The sequence below is a fragment of the Streptomyces sp. NPDC029292 genome (assembly GCF_055569295.1).
Genome location: NZ_JBVHXR010000001.1, coordinates 928,129 through 942,128 on the forward strand (window position 1 = coordinate 928,129; position 14,000 = coordinate 942,128).

Consider the following 14,000-nt stretch of genomic DNA (forward strand, 5'->3'; position numbering starts at 1 on the left):
GCCCCAGACCCCGCTCCTGATTTTCAGCCCGTCCGGCGTTTGGGGACGAGCGCGTCAGCGCGACAGCGGGGGTCTGGGGGCGGAGCTCCCAGGGACGGGAAGGGTAGGGGCGGAGGGGGCGAAAAACCCACGCGCCTCACCTCCGTACGCACTCCGCCGCCAAGTCGTCCGCCAGGACCGCGATCTGCGCGCGCCCCTCGACGCGCTCCAGCCACGGCTGCGGAAGCCCGTGGTCACCGTGGCGGGCGCCGAGGAGGTTGCCACAGATCGCGCCCGTGGAGTCGCTGTCGCCGGAGTGGTTCACGGACAGGAGCAGGGCCCGCTCGATGTCGGGGGTCGCGAGGGCGCAGTAGACCGCGATGGCGAGGGCTTCCTCGGCGATCCAACCCGCGCCCAGGCGCTCCACCTTCTCGGCGCCGGGATCGCCCTCGTCGGCCAGGTCGAGGGCGCGCCGCAGCGCGGCGGTGGTCTCCTCGTGCCCGGGGTGGCGGGCGAGCAGCCGCAGAGCCCGCAGAACGGCGCCCTCCAGGGACTCCCCGGCGACCAGATGGACGACCATCGCGGCGAGCGCCCCGGCGGCGTAGTACCCGGTGGGATGACCGTGGGTCATCTGGGCGCACCGGGCGGCGAGCCCGAACGCGAAGTCCTCGGCGGCGGGCGCGAGCCCGAAGGGCGCCGAGCGCATCACCGCACCGCACCCCTTGGACTCGGGGTTGACCAGTCCGGGCGGGCCGAGTGGCAGCATCGGGTCGGGCACGTGGTCCTGTTCGAGCCCGGAGAGGCAGGCGTTGCCGGGCGCGCGACGGGCGTAGAGCCAGGCCTGGGCGGCGAGACCACCGGTGGGCCCGGCGTACGCGCCGGACCCGAAAGCGGGTGCGCCGGCGGCCGGGGCCGCCATCGCGCTGGCCTGCGGTCCGGGCTTCCGCTGTGTCTCCAGCCACCGCTCGTACGCCCACCGCACCAACCGGGGCGCACCCCCGCCGATCCCCTTGAGCCGCTCGCGCCGGTGGGCCTGCGCCACGGCCTCGACCGTGAACAGGGTCATCTGGGTGTCGTCGCTGACGCGCCCCACGACTCCGTCGCCGTCGGGCACCAGCCCGGTCACGCCCTTGGGCCCGTGCGCGGCGCGGATCCCGTCCAGGGACGCGAACTCGATCGGATAGCCGAGCGCGTCCCCGATCGCCCCGCCCAGCAGACAGCCGCGTACCCGCGCGCGATAGACCGCCTCGGCCTCCCAGGCCAGGCCCCGGTTCCACATGTCGTTCACTCACCGCTCCTCGCGCACGGTGACCGCGCCTCGACAACCGTCACCGCTCCTCGACTACCGTCCTCGTATGACGATTGTCGCGTCCGGAGCCGCCGCGCTCCCAAGTGCCCCCGTCGACAAGGGGATAGGCCCGCTGCTGCGGGGCTGGCGCGAGCAGCGGCGGGTGAGCCAGCTGGAGCTGGCGCTGCGGGCGGGCTCCTCGGCCCGTCACATCAGCTTCGTCGAGACGGGCCGCTCCCGCCCCAGCGAGGAGATGGTGCTGCGTCTCGCCGAACACCTCGACGTGCCCGTACGGGAACGCAACGCCCTGCTCCTCGCGGCCGGCTACGCGCCGCACTACCCGGAGACCCCGCTCGACGACCCGGCGATGGACGCCCTGCGCCAGGGCATGGAGCGCCTGATCCAGGGCTACGAGCCGTACCCGGCGCTCGTCGTCGACGCGACGTACACCGTCCTCGCCGCCAACCGGGGCATCACCATGCTCCTGGACGGCGTCCCGGAGTCCCTCCTCGCGCCTCCCCTCAACGCGATGCGTCTCACCCTCCACCCGGAGGGCCTGGCGCCGCGCATCCGCAACCACCGCGAGTGGCGCGACCACCTCCTCGCACAGATGGACCGCCAGATCGCCCTCCACCGCTCGGAGCCGCTGCGCGCGCTGTACGAGGAGGTGGCCGCGTACCCGGTCCCGGACCCGGCCGAGGACGGTGAACTCGCCGAACCTGTCCCGTACTTCGCGCTGCCGATGCAGATCGAGCAAGACGGACGGGTGCTGTCCTTCATCTCCTCCATCTCCACGTTCAACACCCCCATGGACGTGACGGTCGCCGAGCTGGCCATCGAGACGTTCCTTCCGGCGGACCCGGCGACGGTCAAGTACCTTCAGTCGCTGGTGCCTTGACGTCGGAGGCAGCACGACGCGGCCGAACCTGTGAGGGTTCCGGGGGGGACATGGCACACTGCTCGCATACTTCGGCGCGTGGGGAGGCGTGGCGTGAGTGAGCGGCGGGCTGCGCCCACCGTGGGGCAGGTGGTACTCGGGCGGCGGCTCCAGGAGTTGCGGGAGGCCGCGGGGCTGAAGCGGGAGGAGGCGGCCCGCGTGCTGCGCGTCGCCCCGGCGACCGTGCGGCGGATGGAGATGGCCGAGGTCGCCCTCAAGATCCCCTATGTTCAGGTGCTGCTCGCGACGTACGGCGTGGCCGACGACGAAGCGGCCGGGTTCGTCGCGCTCGCCGAGGAGGCGAACCAGCCGGGGTGGTGGCAGCGGTTCCACGACGTACTGCCGGACTGGTTCAGCATGCACGTCAGTCTGGAGGGCGCCGCCCGGATGATCCGGTCGTACGAGCCGCACTTCGTCCCCGGGCTGCTCCAGACCGAGGACTACGCGCGCGCCGTGCTGGAGGCCGGGACGGTCGGGCAGACGGGCCCGGAGGCGACCGAGCGGCATGTGGCGCTGCGCATGAACCGGCAAGAGCTGCTCACCCGGGAGAACCCGCCCCACCTCTGGGTGATCATGGACGAGACGGCGCTGCGGCGCCCCGTGAGCATCCGCGGCGAAGTCATGCGCGACCAGATCGACCGGCTCCTCGAAGCGATCGGATACGACCACATCACGCTCCAGGTCGCCGAGTACGCGAACGGCCCGCACCCGGGGACGTACACGTCCTTCGCGCTGTTCCGCTTCGCGGAGCCGGAGCTGCCCGACATGGTCTACAGCGAGTACGTGACCGGTGCCCTCTACCTCGACTCGCGCGCCGAAGTGGCCCTGCACCTGGAGGTCCTGGACCACATGTCGGCCCACGCGGCCTCCGCCCAGCGCACCAGGAAGATCCTCCAGGAGTTCCGCGAAAGCTTCTGAGACGCCACCCGAACAACACCGAGGAGCAACCGCATGACCGGACGTGAAGCCGCGCCCACCCGTGTCGACACCAGTCGGCCCCATCCCGCCCGCGTCTACGACTGGTGGCTGGGCGGCAAGGACAACTACCCGGTGGACGAGGAGCTGGCCCGCAGGATCCTCGCCGCGGACGGCACCGCGGTACGCGGGGCGCGCGCCAACCGCCGGTTCATGCACCGGGCGACCCGTGCCGCCGCCGACGCCGGGATACGCCAGTTCCTGGACATCGGCACGGGCATCCCCACCCAGCCCAACCTGCACCAGGTGGCCCAGCAGGTCGCGCCGGAGTCCAAAGTCGTCTACGCGGACAACGACCCGATCGTGCTGCGCCACGCGGAGGCGCTGCTGCACGGCTCCGCCGAGGGCACCACCGACTATGTGCACGCCGACGTCCGCGACCCCGACACGATCCTGCGCCTGGCCGGTGAGTCCCTGGACCTCACGCAGCCCGTCACACTGTCGCTGGTCGCGCTCACCCACTACCTCGACGACGGCGCGTACGACCTGCTCCAGCGGTACGTCGCGGCGCTCGTCCCCGGCAGCTACGTGGTGTTGTCCCAGGTCACGCCCGACATCAGCCCCGAGGGCGTCGAGAAGGCGGCCAACCTCTTCCGCCAGAGCGGCACCCCCTTCTACCCGCGCACGCACGCCGAGTTCTCGCGGTTCTTCGACGGCCTGGAGCTTCTCGAGCCCGGCGTGGTCGCGGTCTCCGAGTGGCGGCCCGAGGAGGAGGACCTGGCGGCGCAGGCGGAGGGCGCCGTCCCGGTGTACGCGGGGGTCGCCCTCAAGCACTGACCCGTACGGGTGCCGTGAGCAGGTGCGTTCCGTCGCTCGCCCCTAGGTTCAAGTCCTGAGGGCAAGTAAGGGAGCGCACCGTGACCGATACGCAGGTACCGCCCACGGAACCGGGCGCCGCGCTGCTGCGTGCCGGAAGATCCTTCCGGCACGGTACGCCGGCGCCCGATCTGCACAGCGTCCGGCTGACCGGCGGCCGCGAGGCGGACTCCTTCTACCGGGACCGCTGGAGCCACGACAAGGTCGTGAACTCGACGCACGGCGTCAACTGCACCGGCTCCTGCCGGTGGAAGGTGTACGTCAAGGACGGCATCATCACCTGGGAGACCCAGCACACGGACTATCCGTCGGTAGGCCCGGACCGCCCCTAGTACGAGCCCCGCGGCTGCCCCTCACGCTGCTCCAGCTCACCGGCTGCCAGGGCCGCAACGGCGGCGGCTGGGCGCACTACGTCGGCCAGGAGAAGTGCCGTCCGGTGACCGCCTCTTCCGCCCGTACGTGGTGTATCGCAGCCGCGACCCGAAGCAGCTCGGGCCGCGGCCCGCACGGCGGGGATGGGAGAAGACGGACGTCTGAGGCCCTGGTGCGGAGTCAGGCGGCGCCCCCCTTCGTGTCCCTGTCCTCGTCCACGATCTCAGCGTCCACCACGCCGTCCTCGTCGCCCGGGGCGTGCTCGGTGGGTGGCTGGTCCGCCGGCGGTGTCTGCTGCTGGGCCTGGGCGTACATCGCCTGCCCCATCTTCTGGCTGACCGTCGCCAGTTTCTCGGCACCCGCACGGAGCGCGCTCGTGTCGGCGGGCTCCTCCAGGAGCGCCTTGAGTTCCGCGATCGCCGACTCGACCTCCGTCTTGGTGTCGGACGGAATGCGCTCGTCGTTGTCGCGGAGGAACTTCTCCGTCTGATAGACGAGCTGCTCGGCCTGGTTGCGAGTCTCCGCGGCCTCGCGGCGCCCCCGGTCCTCCTCGGCGTACTCCTCGGCCTCGCGCATCATCCTGTCGATGTCGTTCTTGGGGAGCGCGGAGCCTCCGGTGACGGTCATCTTCTGCTCGCGCCCGGTGGCGAGGTCCTTCGCCGAGACGTGCATGATGCCGTTGGCGTCGATGTCGAAGGCGACCTCGATCTGCGGCACCCCGCGCGGCGCGGGCGGCAGCCCGGTGAGGTCGAAGACGCCGAGCTTCTTGTTGTACGCGGCGATCTCGCGCTCGCCCTGATAGACCTGGATGCCGACCGAGGGCTGGTTGTCCACGGCGGTCGTGAAGATCTCCGAACGCCGGGTCGGGATCGTCGTGTTGCGTTCGATGAGCTTCGTCATGATGCCGCCCTTGGTCTCGATGCCCAGGGACAGCGGGGTGACGTCGAGGAGGAGGACGTCCTTGACGTCGCCGCGGATGACACCCGCCTGGAGCGCGGCACCGACGGCCACGACCTCGTCCGGGTTGACGCCCTTGTGCGGGTCCTTGCCGGTGAGTTCCTTGACGAGGTCGGTGACGGCGGGCATCCGGGTCGAGCCGCCGACGAGGATGACGTGGTCGACGGCGGACAGCTTCACGCCCGCGTCCTTGACCGCCTGGTGGAAGGGGGTCTTGCAGCGGTCGAGCAGGTCGGCGGTCAGCTCCTGGAACTGAGCGCGTGTCAGTTTCTCGTCGAGGTGCAGCGGGCCTTCGGCGGTGGCGGTGATGTAGGGAAGATTGACGGTGGTCTCGGAGGCGCTGGACAGTTCGATCTTGGCCCTCTCGGCGCCCTCGCGCAGCCGTTGCAGCGCCATCTTGTCCCGGCCGAGTTCGATGCCGTACGAGGCCTTGAAGCGCTGGGCGAGGTGCTCGACGATCCGCTGGTCCCAGTCGTCGCCGCCGAGTTTGGTGTCGCCGTTGGTGGCCTTGACCTCGATGACGCCGTCGCCGATCTCCAGGAGCGACACGTCGAACGTGCCGCCGCCCAGGTCGAAGACGAGGACGGTCTGCTCCTCGCCGCGGTCGAGGCCGTACGCGAGGGCGGCGGCCGTCGGCTCGTTGATGATCCGCAGGACCTTCAGGCCCGCGATCTCGCCCGCCTCCTTGGTGGCCTGGCGCTGCACGTCGTCGAAGTAGGCGGGAACGGTGATCACGGCGTCCGTGACGTCCTCGCCGAGGTACGCCTCGGCGTCCCGCTTGAGCTTCTGGAGCACGCGCGCGGACAGCTCCTGCGCGCGGTAGCGGGTGCCGTCGACGGAGCCCTGCTCCGGAAAACGCCAGCTCGCGTCGGCCATGTGGCGCTTCACGGAGCGCGCGGTGCGCTCCACGTTCGTCACCGCCTGCCGCTTGGCGACCTCGCCGACGAGCACGTCGCCGTTCTTGGCGAAGGCCACCACGGAGGGCGTGGTGCGCGCGCCCTCGGCGTTGGCGACGACGGTGGGGTCACCGCCCTCCAGGACGGCCACCACCGAGTTCGTGGTACCCAGATCGATCCCGACCGCACGTGTCATGTCCGTCCCCTTCCGCCAGGGCGCTTCCCACCCTCCAGCACAAAACTTGAGCGGGCTCTTGTCAATGCCGCGTACCTGAAAACGCCGATGCCGCGCCCTGTCGCGGGGCGCGGCATCGAGCTACGTCCGTGCGTCAGGCCAGCTTCGCCGACAGCGTGATCGTCGTGCCGGTCAGCGCCTGGCTGACCGGGCAGTTCTTCTTCGCGTCCTCGGCCGCCGCGACGAAGCCGTCGTTGTCGAGGCCCGGCACCGTGCCCTCGACGGTGAGGTGGATTCCGGTGATGCCCTCGCCGGGCTGGAAGGTGACGTCGGCGCTGGTCACGAGCTTGGTGGGCGGGTTGCCGGCGCCCGCGAGGGCGTGCGACAGCGCCATGGAGAAGCAGCTGGAGTGGGCGGCGGCGATCAGCTCCTCGGGGCTGGTCTTGCCGTTCGCGTCCTGGGCTCGCGACGCCCACGTCACCGGCTGCTGGCCGATGCCGGAGGAGTCGAAGGTGACGACGCCGTTGCCCTCGAGCAGGTTGCCGTCCCACACGGTGTGTGCGGTGCGCGTGGTTGCCACGATGAATCCCTTCGATGAGGTCCCGTTTTCGGGGTCCGTACCCACCATCCGATCACACCTGCGCGCGACGCACCGGGAAGACAGGTCACCGCACCCGGAAGACCGGTCCACGCGGGGTGAACGGAAGCCCTCCGCCCTGCGGAATCAGGTACGCGTGCTCGCGCCGCACCCGCAGCACATCGCAGTAACCGTCCGTGATCACCAGGACGGGCGCGTCCGGAGGGAAGTCGTCGGCGCGGTGCAGCAGATCGATGCCGGGCTGCAGCACCGTGCCGCCGCGCCCGTGCACCCGTACCCGTCCGGCGATCTCCGTGACCGGCAGATAGCCCGCGTCGTGCGGTGCGGCGTCGCAGAAGACGACCCGGGCGGCGGGTACGTCACGGGCCTCGGCGTACGAGGCGATCGCGCCCAGCGCCTTGCCGAGCAGGGTGCGGTCCATGGAGCCGGAGGTGTCGAGGACGACGCCGAAGGTGCAGCGGGCGATCTCCTCGGGCGGGAAGTAGCGGCCCGCGCGCGGGATGTCGGGGGTCGCCGCCTGGCGGCGCGCCGGACGCGCGTACGTCCGTACGGGCTCCGGTCGGGGCACGAACTCGTCGAACCAGCGGGCCAGTTGGGCGTCCCAGGGCAGGGGTGGCTGGCTCAGGGCCCGGATCTCCTCGACCAGTCCGCCCGGCAGGTAGCCGCGCTCCTGCTGCTCGTGCAGGTCGAAGCCCCGGCTCAGACCGCGCCGGTAGAACTCGTCGAGGTCCACATAGTCGCGCGGCGAGCCGAGCGGGCCACCGAGGATGTCGCCCGCGCCCTTGCCGCGCAGCGTGGACAGCCGGCGCATGCGGCGCAGGTCGCCCGCGATCCGGTCGTAGACCTCCTCGGCGGACAGGTCCTTCAACTCCGGGTCGTACAGCAGCCCTTCGGGCATCGTGCCGATCTGCATCTCGATCAGCCAGCCGTTGATGACGTAGTCGGCGGCGATGTTGAAGAGGTACGGGTCGCGGGCGCCGCAGCGGTCGCCGTGGCGCAGGGCGGCGTGCAGCATCTCGTGGGCGAGGACGAACCGCCATTCCTCGTCGCCGAACTGGCGCAGTGGATTGATGTAGATCTCGGCCGCCTCCGCGTCGACCGCGGCGATGGAAATGCCGTGGGCGCGGGCGAGTTCGGCGTCGGCGACGACGGTGATACCGGCGGCGATGCCGCCGAGCAGCGGGTAGGAGGAGATGAACCAACTCAGCGCCCGCTCCCAGGGAGTCAGCCGGGTGGGACCGCCGCGCATGGACTCCCGGCGACCGCCCGCCATGTCCATCGCGGTGGACACCGTGCGGGTCAGCGCGTGCGCGAAGGCGATCTGCCAGTCGGGCGGGGTGCCGCCGATCCAGGTGTTCCACGGCACCAGCACCTGGTCCGGCTCGCTACCCGCCGTACCGCACTGGTCGTACGCGGCCGGAATTCCGTCCCGGCGCCAGCGCGCGGCGAGCCGCTCCTCATCGCCGTCGGGGTACGACGCCGGCAGGTCCTCGGGGGTCAGGCCGATCGGGAAGCCGAGCAGGAAGCGGTTGACCACGACGCAGCGCGCGGCGACGTCGAAGCGGTCGGGCTGTTCGCGCTCGCCGGTCGCGGCGGGGACATGGCCGAAGCCCAGATGGATGATGGCGTGCGCGATGGCCCAGGCCCAGGCGACGGGTTCGGCACGGCGGGTGGGGTGGACGTGCAAGGTGCCGTCGGAGTCGACGCTGACGAGACCGTCGCGGGGCGCCATGGTGCAGGTGTCCTGACGGCAGGTGCTGAACCCGATGGCGGCCAGCGCGCGGTTGGCCCGCACCAGCCGCATCCCCTCGGCGAAGGCCTCCGCCGCCGGGTCCGGCTTCTCCTCCGGCTGCTTCCGGGCCCGGCTCACCGCCGCGCCTCCACCAGCCGCGGCATGTCCCGCGCCGCCTCCACCAGGAACCACGCGGGCAGTACGGGATTGCCGTCGGCGTCGGAGGCGATGACGCTCTGCGCGACCTCGACGGAGATCTCGGCGAGCTGGACGAGCAGCGACTTGGCGCGGTACGCGGTCTGGCGCCCGTTCGCCGAGAGGTGCTCCTTGCTCGCGGGCAGCTCCTTGATGAGGCGGCCGCGGAAGGACTCGGCGAGGTAGTACAGCAGGTCGCGGTCCTCAGGGCGGTTCGGCCAGCGGGCGTCGCCCTTGATGATCGCCTCGATGCCGAACCGGCTGCGCACGATCTTGACGTAGCCGCAGAAGGCCACCGCGTGCGCGGGCGTCAGCGTGCCGTGCGCGATCACCTTCAGGGTCGCCTCGTCGAGGGCCGGCCCGAAGGAGTGCAGCGCGTCGGAGAGCATGTGCCAGGAGCGGGGCGTGGAGAACGGCTCCTCGGTCTTGGGCGGCTTGGACCACAGGTGGTCGGGGCGATCGGTGACGTGGTCCAGGACCCACGGGTGGATGTCGTGGGCGGCGGCCCAGCCGAGCCAGTCCTTCGGGGACGCCTCAAGGTGTACGTGCGTCAGACGGTTGACCAGCGCCGAGGCGATCGGGCGGGCCAGCGCGTTGTCCGTCGCGCGGTTGCCCGCGCCGATCACGATCGAGCCCTTCGGCAGCTCGTAATTGCCGATGCGGCGATCCAGGATCAACGAGTAGAAGGCCTTCTGCACATCCGGTGTCGCCGCGTTCAGCTCGTCCAGGAACAGGCAGTACGGCTCGTCGCGGGCGATCGCCTCGGGCGGGCAGAACACCGAGCGTCCGTCGCGGATCTGCGGGACGCCGATGAGGTCCTCGGGGGCGAGCTGGGTGCCGAGCAGACTCACACACTCCAGGCCCAGCGACTCGGCGAACTCCCGTACCAGGGAGGACTTTCCGATGCCGGGAGCGCCCCAGATGAAGACCGGCCGCACGGTCGCGAGACCGAGCAGCAGCTCCGGGATACGAGCGGGAGTGACGGTGACGGCTGCCTGCACGCAGCAACTCCTTGAGGTGTTCGAGAGGGGCCCGCGGGTGCGCGGTGTCCGATACGAACAGTGTGGGCACGGACGTCCGTTCACCGCAGCCCAATTTCCGGCGCGCGGGAGTCCCCTCGTACCGCCGGAGCCGCTGTTCCCCAGCGACCTATGGGGCGTGGCCGAAGAGCGCTCCGCCGCCGACATCCACCGGCAGCCGGAGATCCGGGACGTGCCGGGCACGCTCCGGGTCGGCTACGGGATCGAGGGCGACGAGGCGTTCCCGGCGGCCCGCAAACTGATCGAGATCGGGCAGCAGGACAGCATGTACAAGACGCGGCGCTGGGTGGTCGCTCCGCCGGCCCGCTGAGTCCGGACCGGCGGGACGGCTGACGGCTGGGCCCGCCGAACCGTCGGCTCCGGGCCCGCCGAACCATCGGCGGACCGTCAGTCAGGCGGCACGCTCGTTCGGGCGTGCCGCCAGTGGCACCTGGGGGCCGTCGCACTCGCGCAGCCACCGCCGCAGTACGCGGTGCACCTGCTCCGCGCCGACGAGTTCGGCGTCGTCCTCGACCGGCGCGGAGAGCGCCACCGGTGACAGCAGGAAGGGGCGTGCCTGGGCCCCGCCGAGTCCGCCGTGCGAGCCGATCTGCTCCTCGAAGGCGAGGACTTCGCCCTCGGCCGGGTCGTACCAGGAGTTGACCATGATGTCGGCGACATGCGGGAAGGAGTGCGTCCGTCGTACGGCGTCGGCTGCACCCGGGCCGAAGTCGGCCAGCGGGCCCGGGTGTTCGTCGTCGAGCTCGTGCACCGGCACCTCGGCGCCGTGCGCGCCGATCACCAGCCCGCCGTGATCCTCGCTGCGGACCAGCACGAAGCCGACGCCGGGATGGTTGGCGAGCGTCGAGAGCAGCGCGGGATGACGGCGGTCGATCTCCTCCCGGCTCATCCGGTGCGGCACATCGGGGAAGGAGACGAGGCCGAGGTTGCCGGAGGCCAGCACGATGGGCTCGGAGCGACGGCGCGAGGGGCGGTGCCGCTCGCCGCCCTCCTCGACGGGCCTGCGCAGCGCGGCTCGTACGGCGGCCCGCGCCTCGGCGCCGCTGTGGGTGCGTTGCGCCTTGCGCGGCACGGGCAGCCCGCAGCCGGCGCGGACCAGATTGCCGAGGCTGAGCCCGTAGCGGGTCAGGAAGGTCTCGCCGGGGCTCTGACCGTGGTCGGACAGCACGACGATCCGGTACGGCCGCGGGGCGTGCTCGGCGACCTTGGCGATCAGCGCGAGCGACCGGTCGAGCCGCTCCAGGACCTTCTCGGCGTCCCGGCCGCGCGGCCCGGAGTGGTGCGCCACTTCGTCGTACGCCACCAGGTCCGCGTAGACGGCGTTGCGCCCGGCGAGCATGTCGCCGATCACCGCGGCGACGACGACGTCCCGCTCGACGACGGTCGCGAAGGCCCGGACGAAGGGGTACAGCCCGCCGCGCCTGACGCGCGGGCGCCGCTTCTTGATCCGGGCCCCAAGGGACTGGCCGATCTCCCGGAGGACCTCGGCGACGAAGGACATGGCGGTACGGACGGCGTTGGCGGGGTCGGAGAAGTACGCGAAATAGCCCGCCCGCGAGCGGTTCTCCTTCCCTCTCCTCGCCGCCATGGACAGCACGAGGGCCAACTCGTCGGCTCCGCCGCTGAAGAGGTTGCCGCGGCTCGCACCGTCGACGGTGAGCAGGCCTCCGTCAGCGGTGTACTCGATGGCCCGGCGCTGGAGTTCGGCGGCGCTGCTGGGCCGGTTGCAGACCATGACCTCGTGGCTGTCCTTCTCGTACCACCGGAAGGCCGGGACGTCGTGGTTGCTGCCGTGCAGGATGCCGAGCTGGCTGGCGCCGGTCTGGCTGGACCAGTCGGTGCGCCAGGGGGTGAGCCGGTGGGTGGGGCGTCTGCCGCCGAGCCACTGCGCGACCGCCGGCATGAGCCCCTTGCCGACGGCCCTCTCCAGGACGTCGTGGCCCACGCCGTCGAGCTGGAGGAAGACCGTGCCGGGCGTCGAGGGGCCGGCCCGTCCGGCGCCGCGCCTGCGGCGCCGGTCGGCGAGCCGGTACAGCCTGCGCCGGTACGCGTCGTCGTCCCGTACCGCGAGAGCACCTCCTGTGGCCGAGGCGACGGCGGACATCACGGCGGCCACGACCACGGCGGTCTCGGGGGCGGCCTCACCGCGTCCGGACGGGTTGATCCGCAACGCGATCAGCAGCAGGGACCCGTTGAGGAAGAAGACGAGCAGCCCGAGCACGAGGGCGGGCACGAGGAGCAGCGCCCTGACGAGCAGGGGCCACACCAGCGACGACAGCAGACCGAAGACGCCCGCGCCGGCCGCCGCGGTGACGGCGATCCGCGTGGCACTGTCCCCGTTGTCCGACTGCAACTGGAAGTCGGGGAGCAGACCGGCGAGTACGAGCATCGTGACCGTGGACACGACCCACACGGCTATGCTCCGCCACACCCCGCTGAGGACCCGCCGCCAACGCCCTCCACCCACGCTCAGTCCACCTCACGTCCCGGCCCGCTCGGTACGCGAGACCTGCTCCACCCTGTCACAACGGGTGGGCGGGGCCGTATGTCACCAATTGGCGGATCAGCGGCCGTCGTACCCCGCGGTCGGCATCGAGAGGCGGCGGTGGACCTGGGCCTTCATCTGGGCGTCGTACGACGGTTCCGCGCGGCCGACCGTCTCGAGCCGCACGCCGCGGCGTACGCACTCGGCGGTGAACTCGTCGACGGAGGCGAGGGCACGCTCCAGGACGCGGCGGCTGGGCGCGACGAAGAGGTCGACGAGGCCCGCCTCGACGTCCGCCCACAGGGTGCGGTGGTCGGGGCGCAGGCCGCGGACGAGCAGTTCCCGCGTGACCACGTAGCCGCGCTCGGCGGCCCAGCGGGCGCACATCGCGTGCTGGCTGCGGGAGTCGACGAGGAAGGGGTCCGCGTCCAGCTCCTCCAGGGGCGTCAGGCTCGCGATCGCCGTGACACGGACGGTCGTGTGCAGACCGGAGGTACCGCGCGCGTCTCCCATGGCGTCCCCCTCACCTCCGGCTTTCGCCGCCGACCCTACTCCTGCCCGTAGGCTCGGGGGGAGTCGCGCGAAGGAGGCAAAGGAAGTGCCGGTGGAGATCACCTGGTGGGGGCACGCTACCTGCACGCTGGAAGACTCCGGAATACGCGTGCTCACCGACCCGCTCTTCGCGCGCCGGCTCGCGCACCTCCGGCGCAGGCGCGGGGCGCCGCCCCCGCCCGCGGCGCTCGACGCCGACGTGGCGCTCGTCTCCCATCTGCACGCCGATCATCTGCATCTGCCCTCGCTGGCGCGGCTGGCACCCGGCACCCGGGTGTTTGTGCCCAAGGGCGCGCCGCTCGTGGTGCCCGGGCTGCGCAGGCTGGACCATCTGCGGCTCACGGAGGTGCTGCCCGGTGACCGGACCAAGGTCGGTGACCTGGTCGTACGCACCGTGTCGGCACGGCACGACGGGCGGCGGCTGCCCGTCGGACCGCACCGCACGCCCGCCCTCGGATACGTGGTCGAGGGAGAGGCGCGCACGTATTTCGCCGGGGACACCGGGCTGTTCGCGTCGATGGCCGAGGAGGTCGGGCCGGTCGACGTGGCGCTGCTGCCGGTCGGCGGATGGGGGCCGTATCTCGGGGAAGGCCACCTCGACGCGGGACGTGCGGCGGAGGCGCTCGCCCAGTTGATGCCGCGCAGCGCGGTGCCGGTGCACTACGGCACGTACTGGCCGATCGGGATGGACGCCGTGCGCCCCCATGAATTCCACGCGCCGGGCGATGATTTCGTACGCCTCGCCGCCGAGCGCGCGCCGCAGGTCACGGTCCACCGGCTCGGACACGGCGAGAGCGTACGACCGGAGGTCGCTCGGTGACGCGCCTGTCCTCCTCGACCACCGAGGCCGCGCCGCCCGGCCGGGCACGTACGACCGGGGGCCGCAAGGCGACGAACCCGCCCAGCACGCCCAGCACGCCCAGCACGCCCAGCACGCCCAGCACGCCCAGCACGCCCAGCACGCCCAGCACGCCCAGCACGCCCAGCACGCCCAGCACGCCCA

Annotated in this window: 13 protein-coding genes and 2 pseudogenes; 7 read left to right on the plus strand and 8 right to left on the minus strand. The window is 71.8% G+C overall.

The window, feature by feature from the left end; genetic code table 11:
- Positions 1–136 precede the first annotated feature (136 nt).
- Positions 137–1,258 carry an ADP-ribosylglycohydrolase family protein gene (locus ACZ4WS_RS04215; RefSeq protein WP_467977192.1) on the minus strand — a complete coding sequence of 374 codons (1,122 nt, stop codon included), beginning with the start codon at positions 1,256–1,258 and terminating at the stop codon, positions 137–139.
- A gap of 76 nt (positions 1,259–1,334) precedes the next feature.
- On the opposite strand from ACZ4WS_RS04215, the gene ACZ4WS_RS04220 reads away from it, so the two are divergent.
- The 5 genes and pseudogenes from ACZ4WS_RS04220 to ACZ4WS_RS04240 all read left to right on the plus strand — a co-directional run.
- A complete protein-coding gene (locus ACZ4WS_RS04220; RefSeq protein WP_467976903.1) occupies positions 1,335–2,165 on the plus strand; it encodes a helix-turn-helix domain-containing protein in 831 nt (276 codons plus the stop codon).
- Positions 2,166–2,258: 93 nt separating this feature from the next.
- A complete protein-coding gene (locus ACZ4WS_RS04225) occupies positions 2,259–3,122 on the plus strand; it encodes a helix-turn-helix domain-containing protein (RefSeq protein ID WP_467976905.1) in 864 nt (287 codons plus the stop codon).
- A gap of 33 nt (positions 3,123–3,155) precedes the next feature.
- Entirely contained in the window at positions 3,156–3,956 is an 801-nt protein-coding gene (locus tag ACZ4WS_RS04230; protein WP_467976907.1) for an SAM-dependent methyltransferase, read from the plus strand.
- Between the two features lie 80 nt (positions 3,957–4,036).
- A pseudogene (locus ACZ4WS_RS04235) lies at positions 4,037–4,324 on the plus strand (hypothetical protein); the annotation flags it as partial.
- 115 nt (positions 4,325–4,439) lie between these two features.
- A pseudogene (locus ACZ4WS_RS04240) lies at positions 4,440–4,532 on the plus strand (respiratory nitrate reductase subunit gamma); the annotation flags it as partial.
- A gap of 15 nt (positions 4,533–4,547) precedes the next feature.
- Here the strand turns inward: ACZ4WS_RS04240 and dnaK are convergent.
- The 4 genes from dnaK to ACZ4WS_RS04260 all read right to left on the minus strand — a co-directional run bounded on the left by dnaK (position 4,548) and on the right by ACZ4WS_RS04260 (position 9,921).
- Positions 4,548–6,416, minus strand: a complete 1,869-nt coding sequence (gene dnaK, locus ACZ4WS_RS04245) for a molecular chaperone DnaK (RefSeq protein ID WP_467976909.1) — start codon at positions 6,414–6,416, stop codon at positions 4,548–4,550.
- 133 nt (positions 6,417–6,549) lie between these two features.
- Positions 6,550–6,975 (minus strand): OsmC family protein, encoded by a 426-nt coding sequence (locus ACZ4WS_RS04250; RefSeq protein WP_467976911.1) that lies wholly within the window; start codon positions 6,973–6,975, stop codon positions 6,550–6,552.
- A gap of 85 nt (positions 6,976–7,060) precedes the next feature.
- Positions 7,061–8,797, minus strand: a complete 1,737-nt coding sequence (locus tag ACZ4WS_RS04255) for a vWA domain-containing protein (RefSeq protein ID WP_467977194.1) — start codon at positions 8,795–8,797, stop codon at positions 7,061–7,063.
- A 62-nt stretch (positions 8,798–8,859) separates the two neighbouring features.
- Entirely contained in the window at positions 8,860–9,921 is a 1,062-nt protein-coding gene (locus ACZ4WS_RS04260) for an ATP-binding protein (protein ID WP_467976913.1), read from the minus strand.
- Between the two features lie 157 nt (positions 9,922–10,078).
- On the opposite strand from ACZ4WS_RS04260, the gene ACZ4WS_RS04265 reads away from it, so the two are divergent.
- Positions 10,079–10,270 (plus strand): hypothetical protein, encoded by a 192-nt coding sequence (locus tag ACZ4WS_RS04265; RefSeq protein ID WP_467976915.1) that lies wholly within the window; start codon positions 10,079–10,081, stop codon positions 10,268–10,270.
- 81 nt (positions 10,271–10,351) lie between these two features.
- On the opposite strand, the gene ACZ4WS_RS04270 is transcribed toward ACZ4WS_RS04265, so the two are convergent.
- Positions 10,352–12,373 (minus strand): phage holin family protein, encoded by a 2,022-nt coding sequence (locus ACZ4WS_RS04270; RefSeq protein WP_467976917.1) that lies wholly within the window; start codon positions 12,371–12,373, stop codon positions 10,352–10,354.
- A gap of 150 nt (positions 12,374–12,523) precedes the next feature.
- On the minus strand, positions 12,524–12,958 hold the full coding sequence (locus ACZ4WS_RS04275) for a hypothetical protein (RefSeq protein WP_467976919.1): 435 nt from the start codon (positions 12,956–12,958) through the stop codon (positions 12,524–12,526).
- 85 nt (positions 12,959–13,043) lie between these two features.
- Between ACZ4WS_RS04275 and ACZ4WS_RS04280 the strand changes: the two genes are divergently transcribed.
- Positions 13,044–13,817: an MBL fold metallo-hydrolase gene (locus ACZ4WS_RS04280; protein WP_467976921.1), complete on the plus strand. Its 774-nt coding sequence runs from the start codon at positions 13,044–13,046 to the stop codon at positions 13,815–13,817.
- Here the strand turns inward: ACZ4WS_RS04280 and ACZ4WS_RS04285 are convergent.
- On the minus strand, positions 13,762–14,000 hold a 239-nt coding region (locus ACZ4WS_RS04285; RefSeq protein WP_467976922.1), incomplete at its 5' end, for a hypothetical protein. The genes ACZ4WS_RS04280 and ACZ4WS_RS04285 overlap by 56 nt on opposite strands.

Bases quoted from the DNA above. Each gene is read 5' to 3' on its own strand.
- ACZ4WS_RS04215 (WP_467977192.1), bottom strand. From the start codon at position 1,258: ATGTGGAACCGGGGCCTGGCCTGGGAGGCCGAGGCGGTCTATCGCGCG.
- ACZ4WS_RS04220 (WP_467976903.1), top strand. From the start codon at position 1,335: ATGACGATTGTCGCGTCCGGAGCCGCCGCGCTCCCAAGTGCCCCCGTC.
- ACZ4WS_RS04230 (WP_467976907.1), top strand. From the start codon at position 3,156: ATGACCGGACGTGAAGCCGCGCCCACCCGTGTCGACACCAGTCGGCCC.
- dnaK (WP_467976909.1), bottom strand. From the start codon at position 6,416: ATGACACGTGCGGTCGGGATCGATCTGGGTACCACGAACTCGGTGGTG.
- ACZ4WS_RS04255 (WP_467977194.1), bottom strand. From the start codon at position 8,797: ATGCGGCTGGTGCGGGCCAACCGCGCGCTGGCCGCCATCGGGTTCAGC.
- ACZ4WS_RS04275 (WP_467976919.1), bottom strand. From the start codon at position 12,958: ATGGGAGACGCGCGCGGTACCTCCGGTCTGCACACGACCGTCCGTGTC.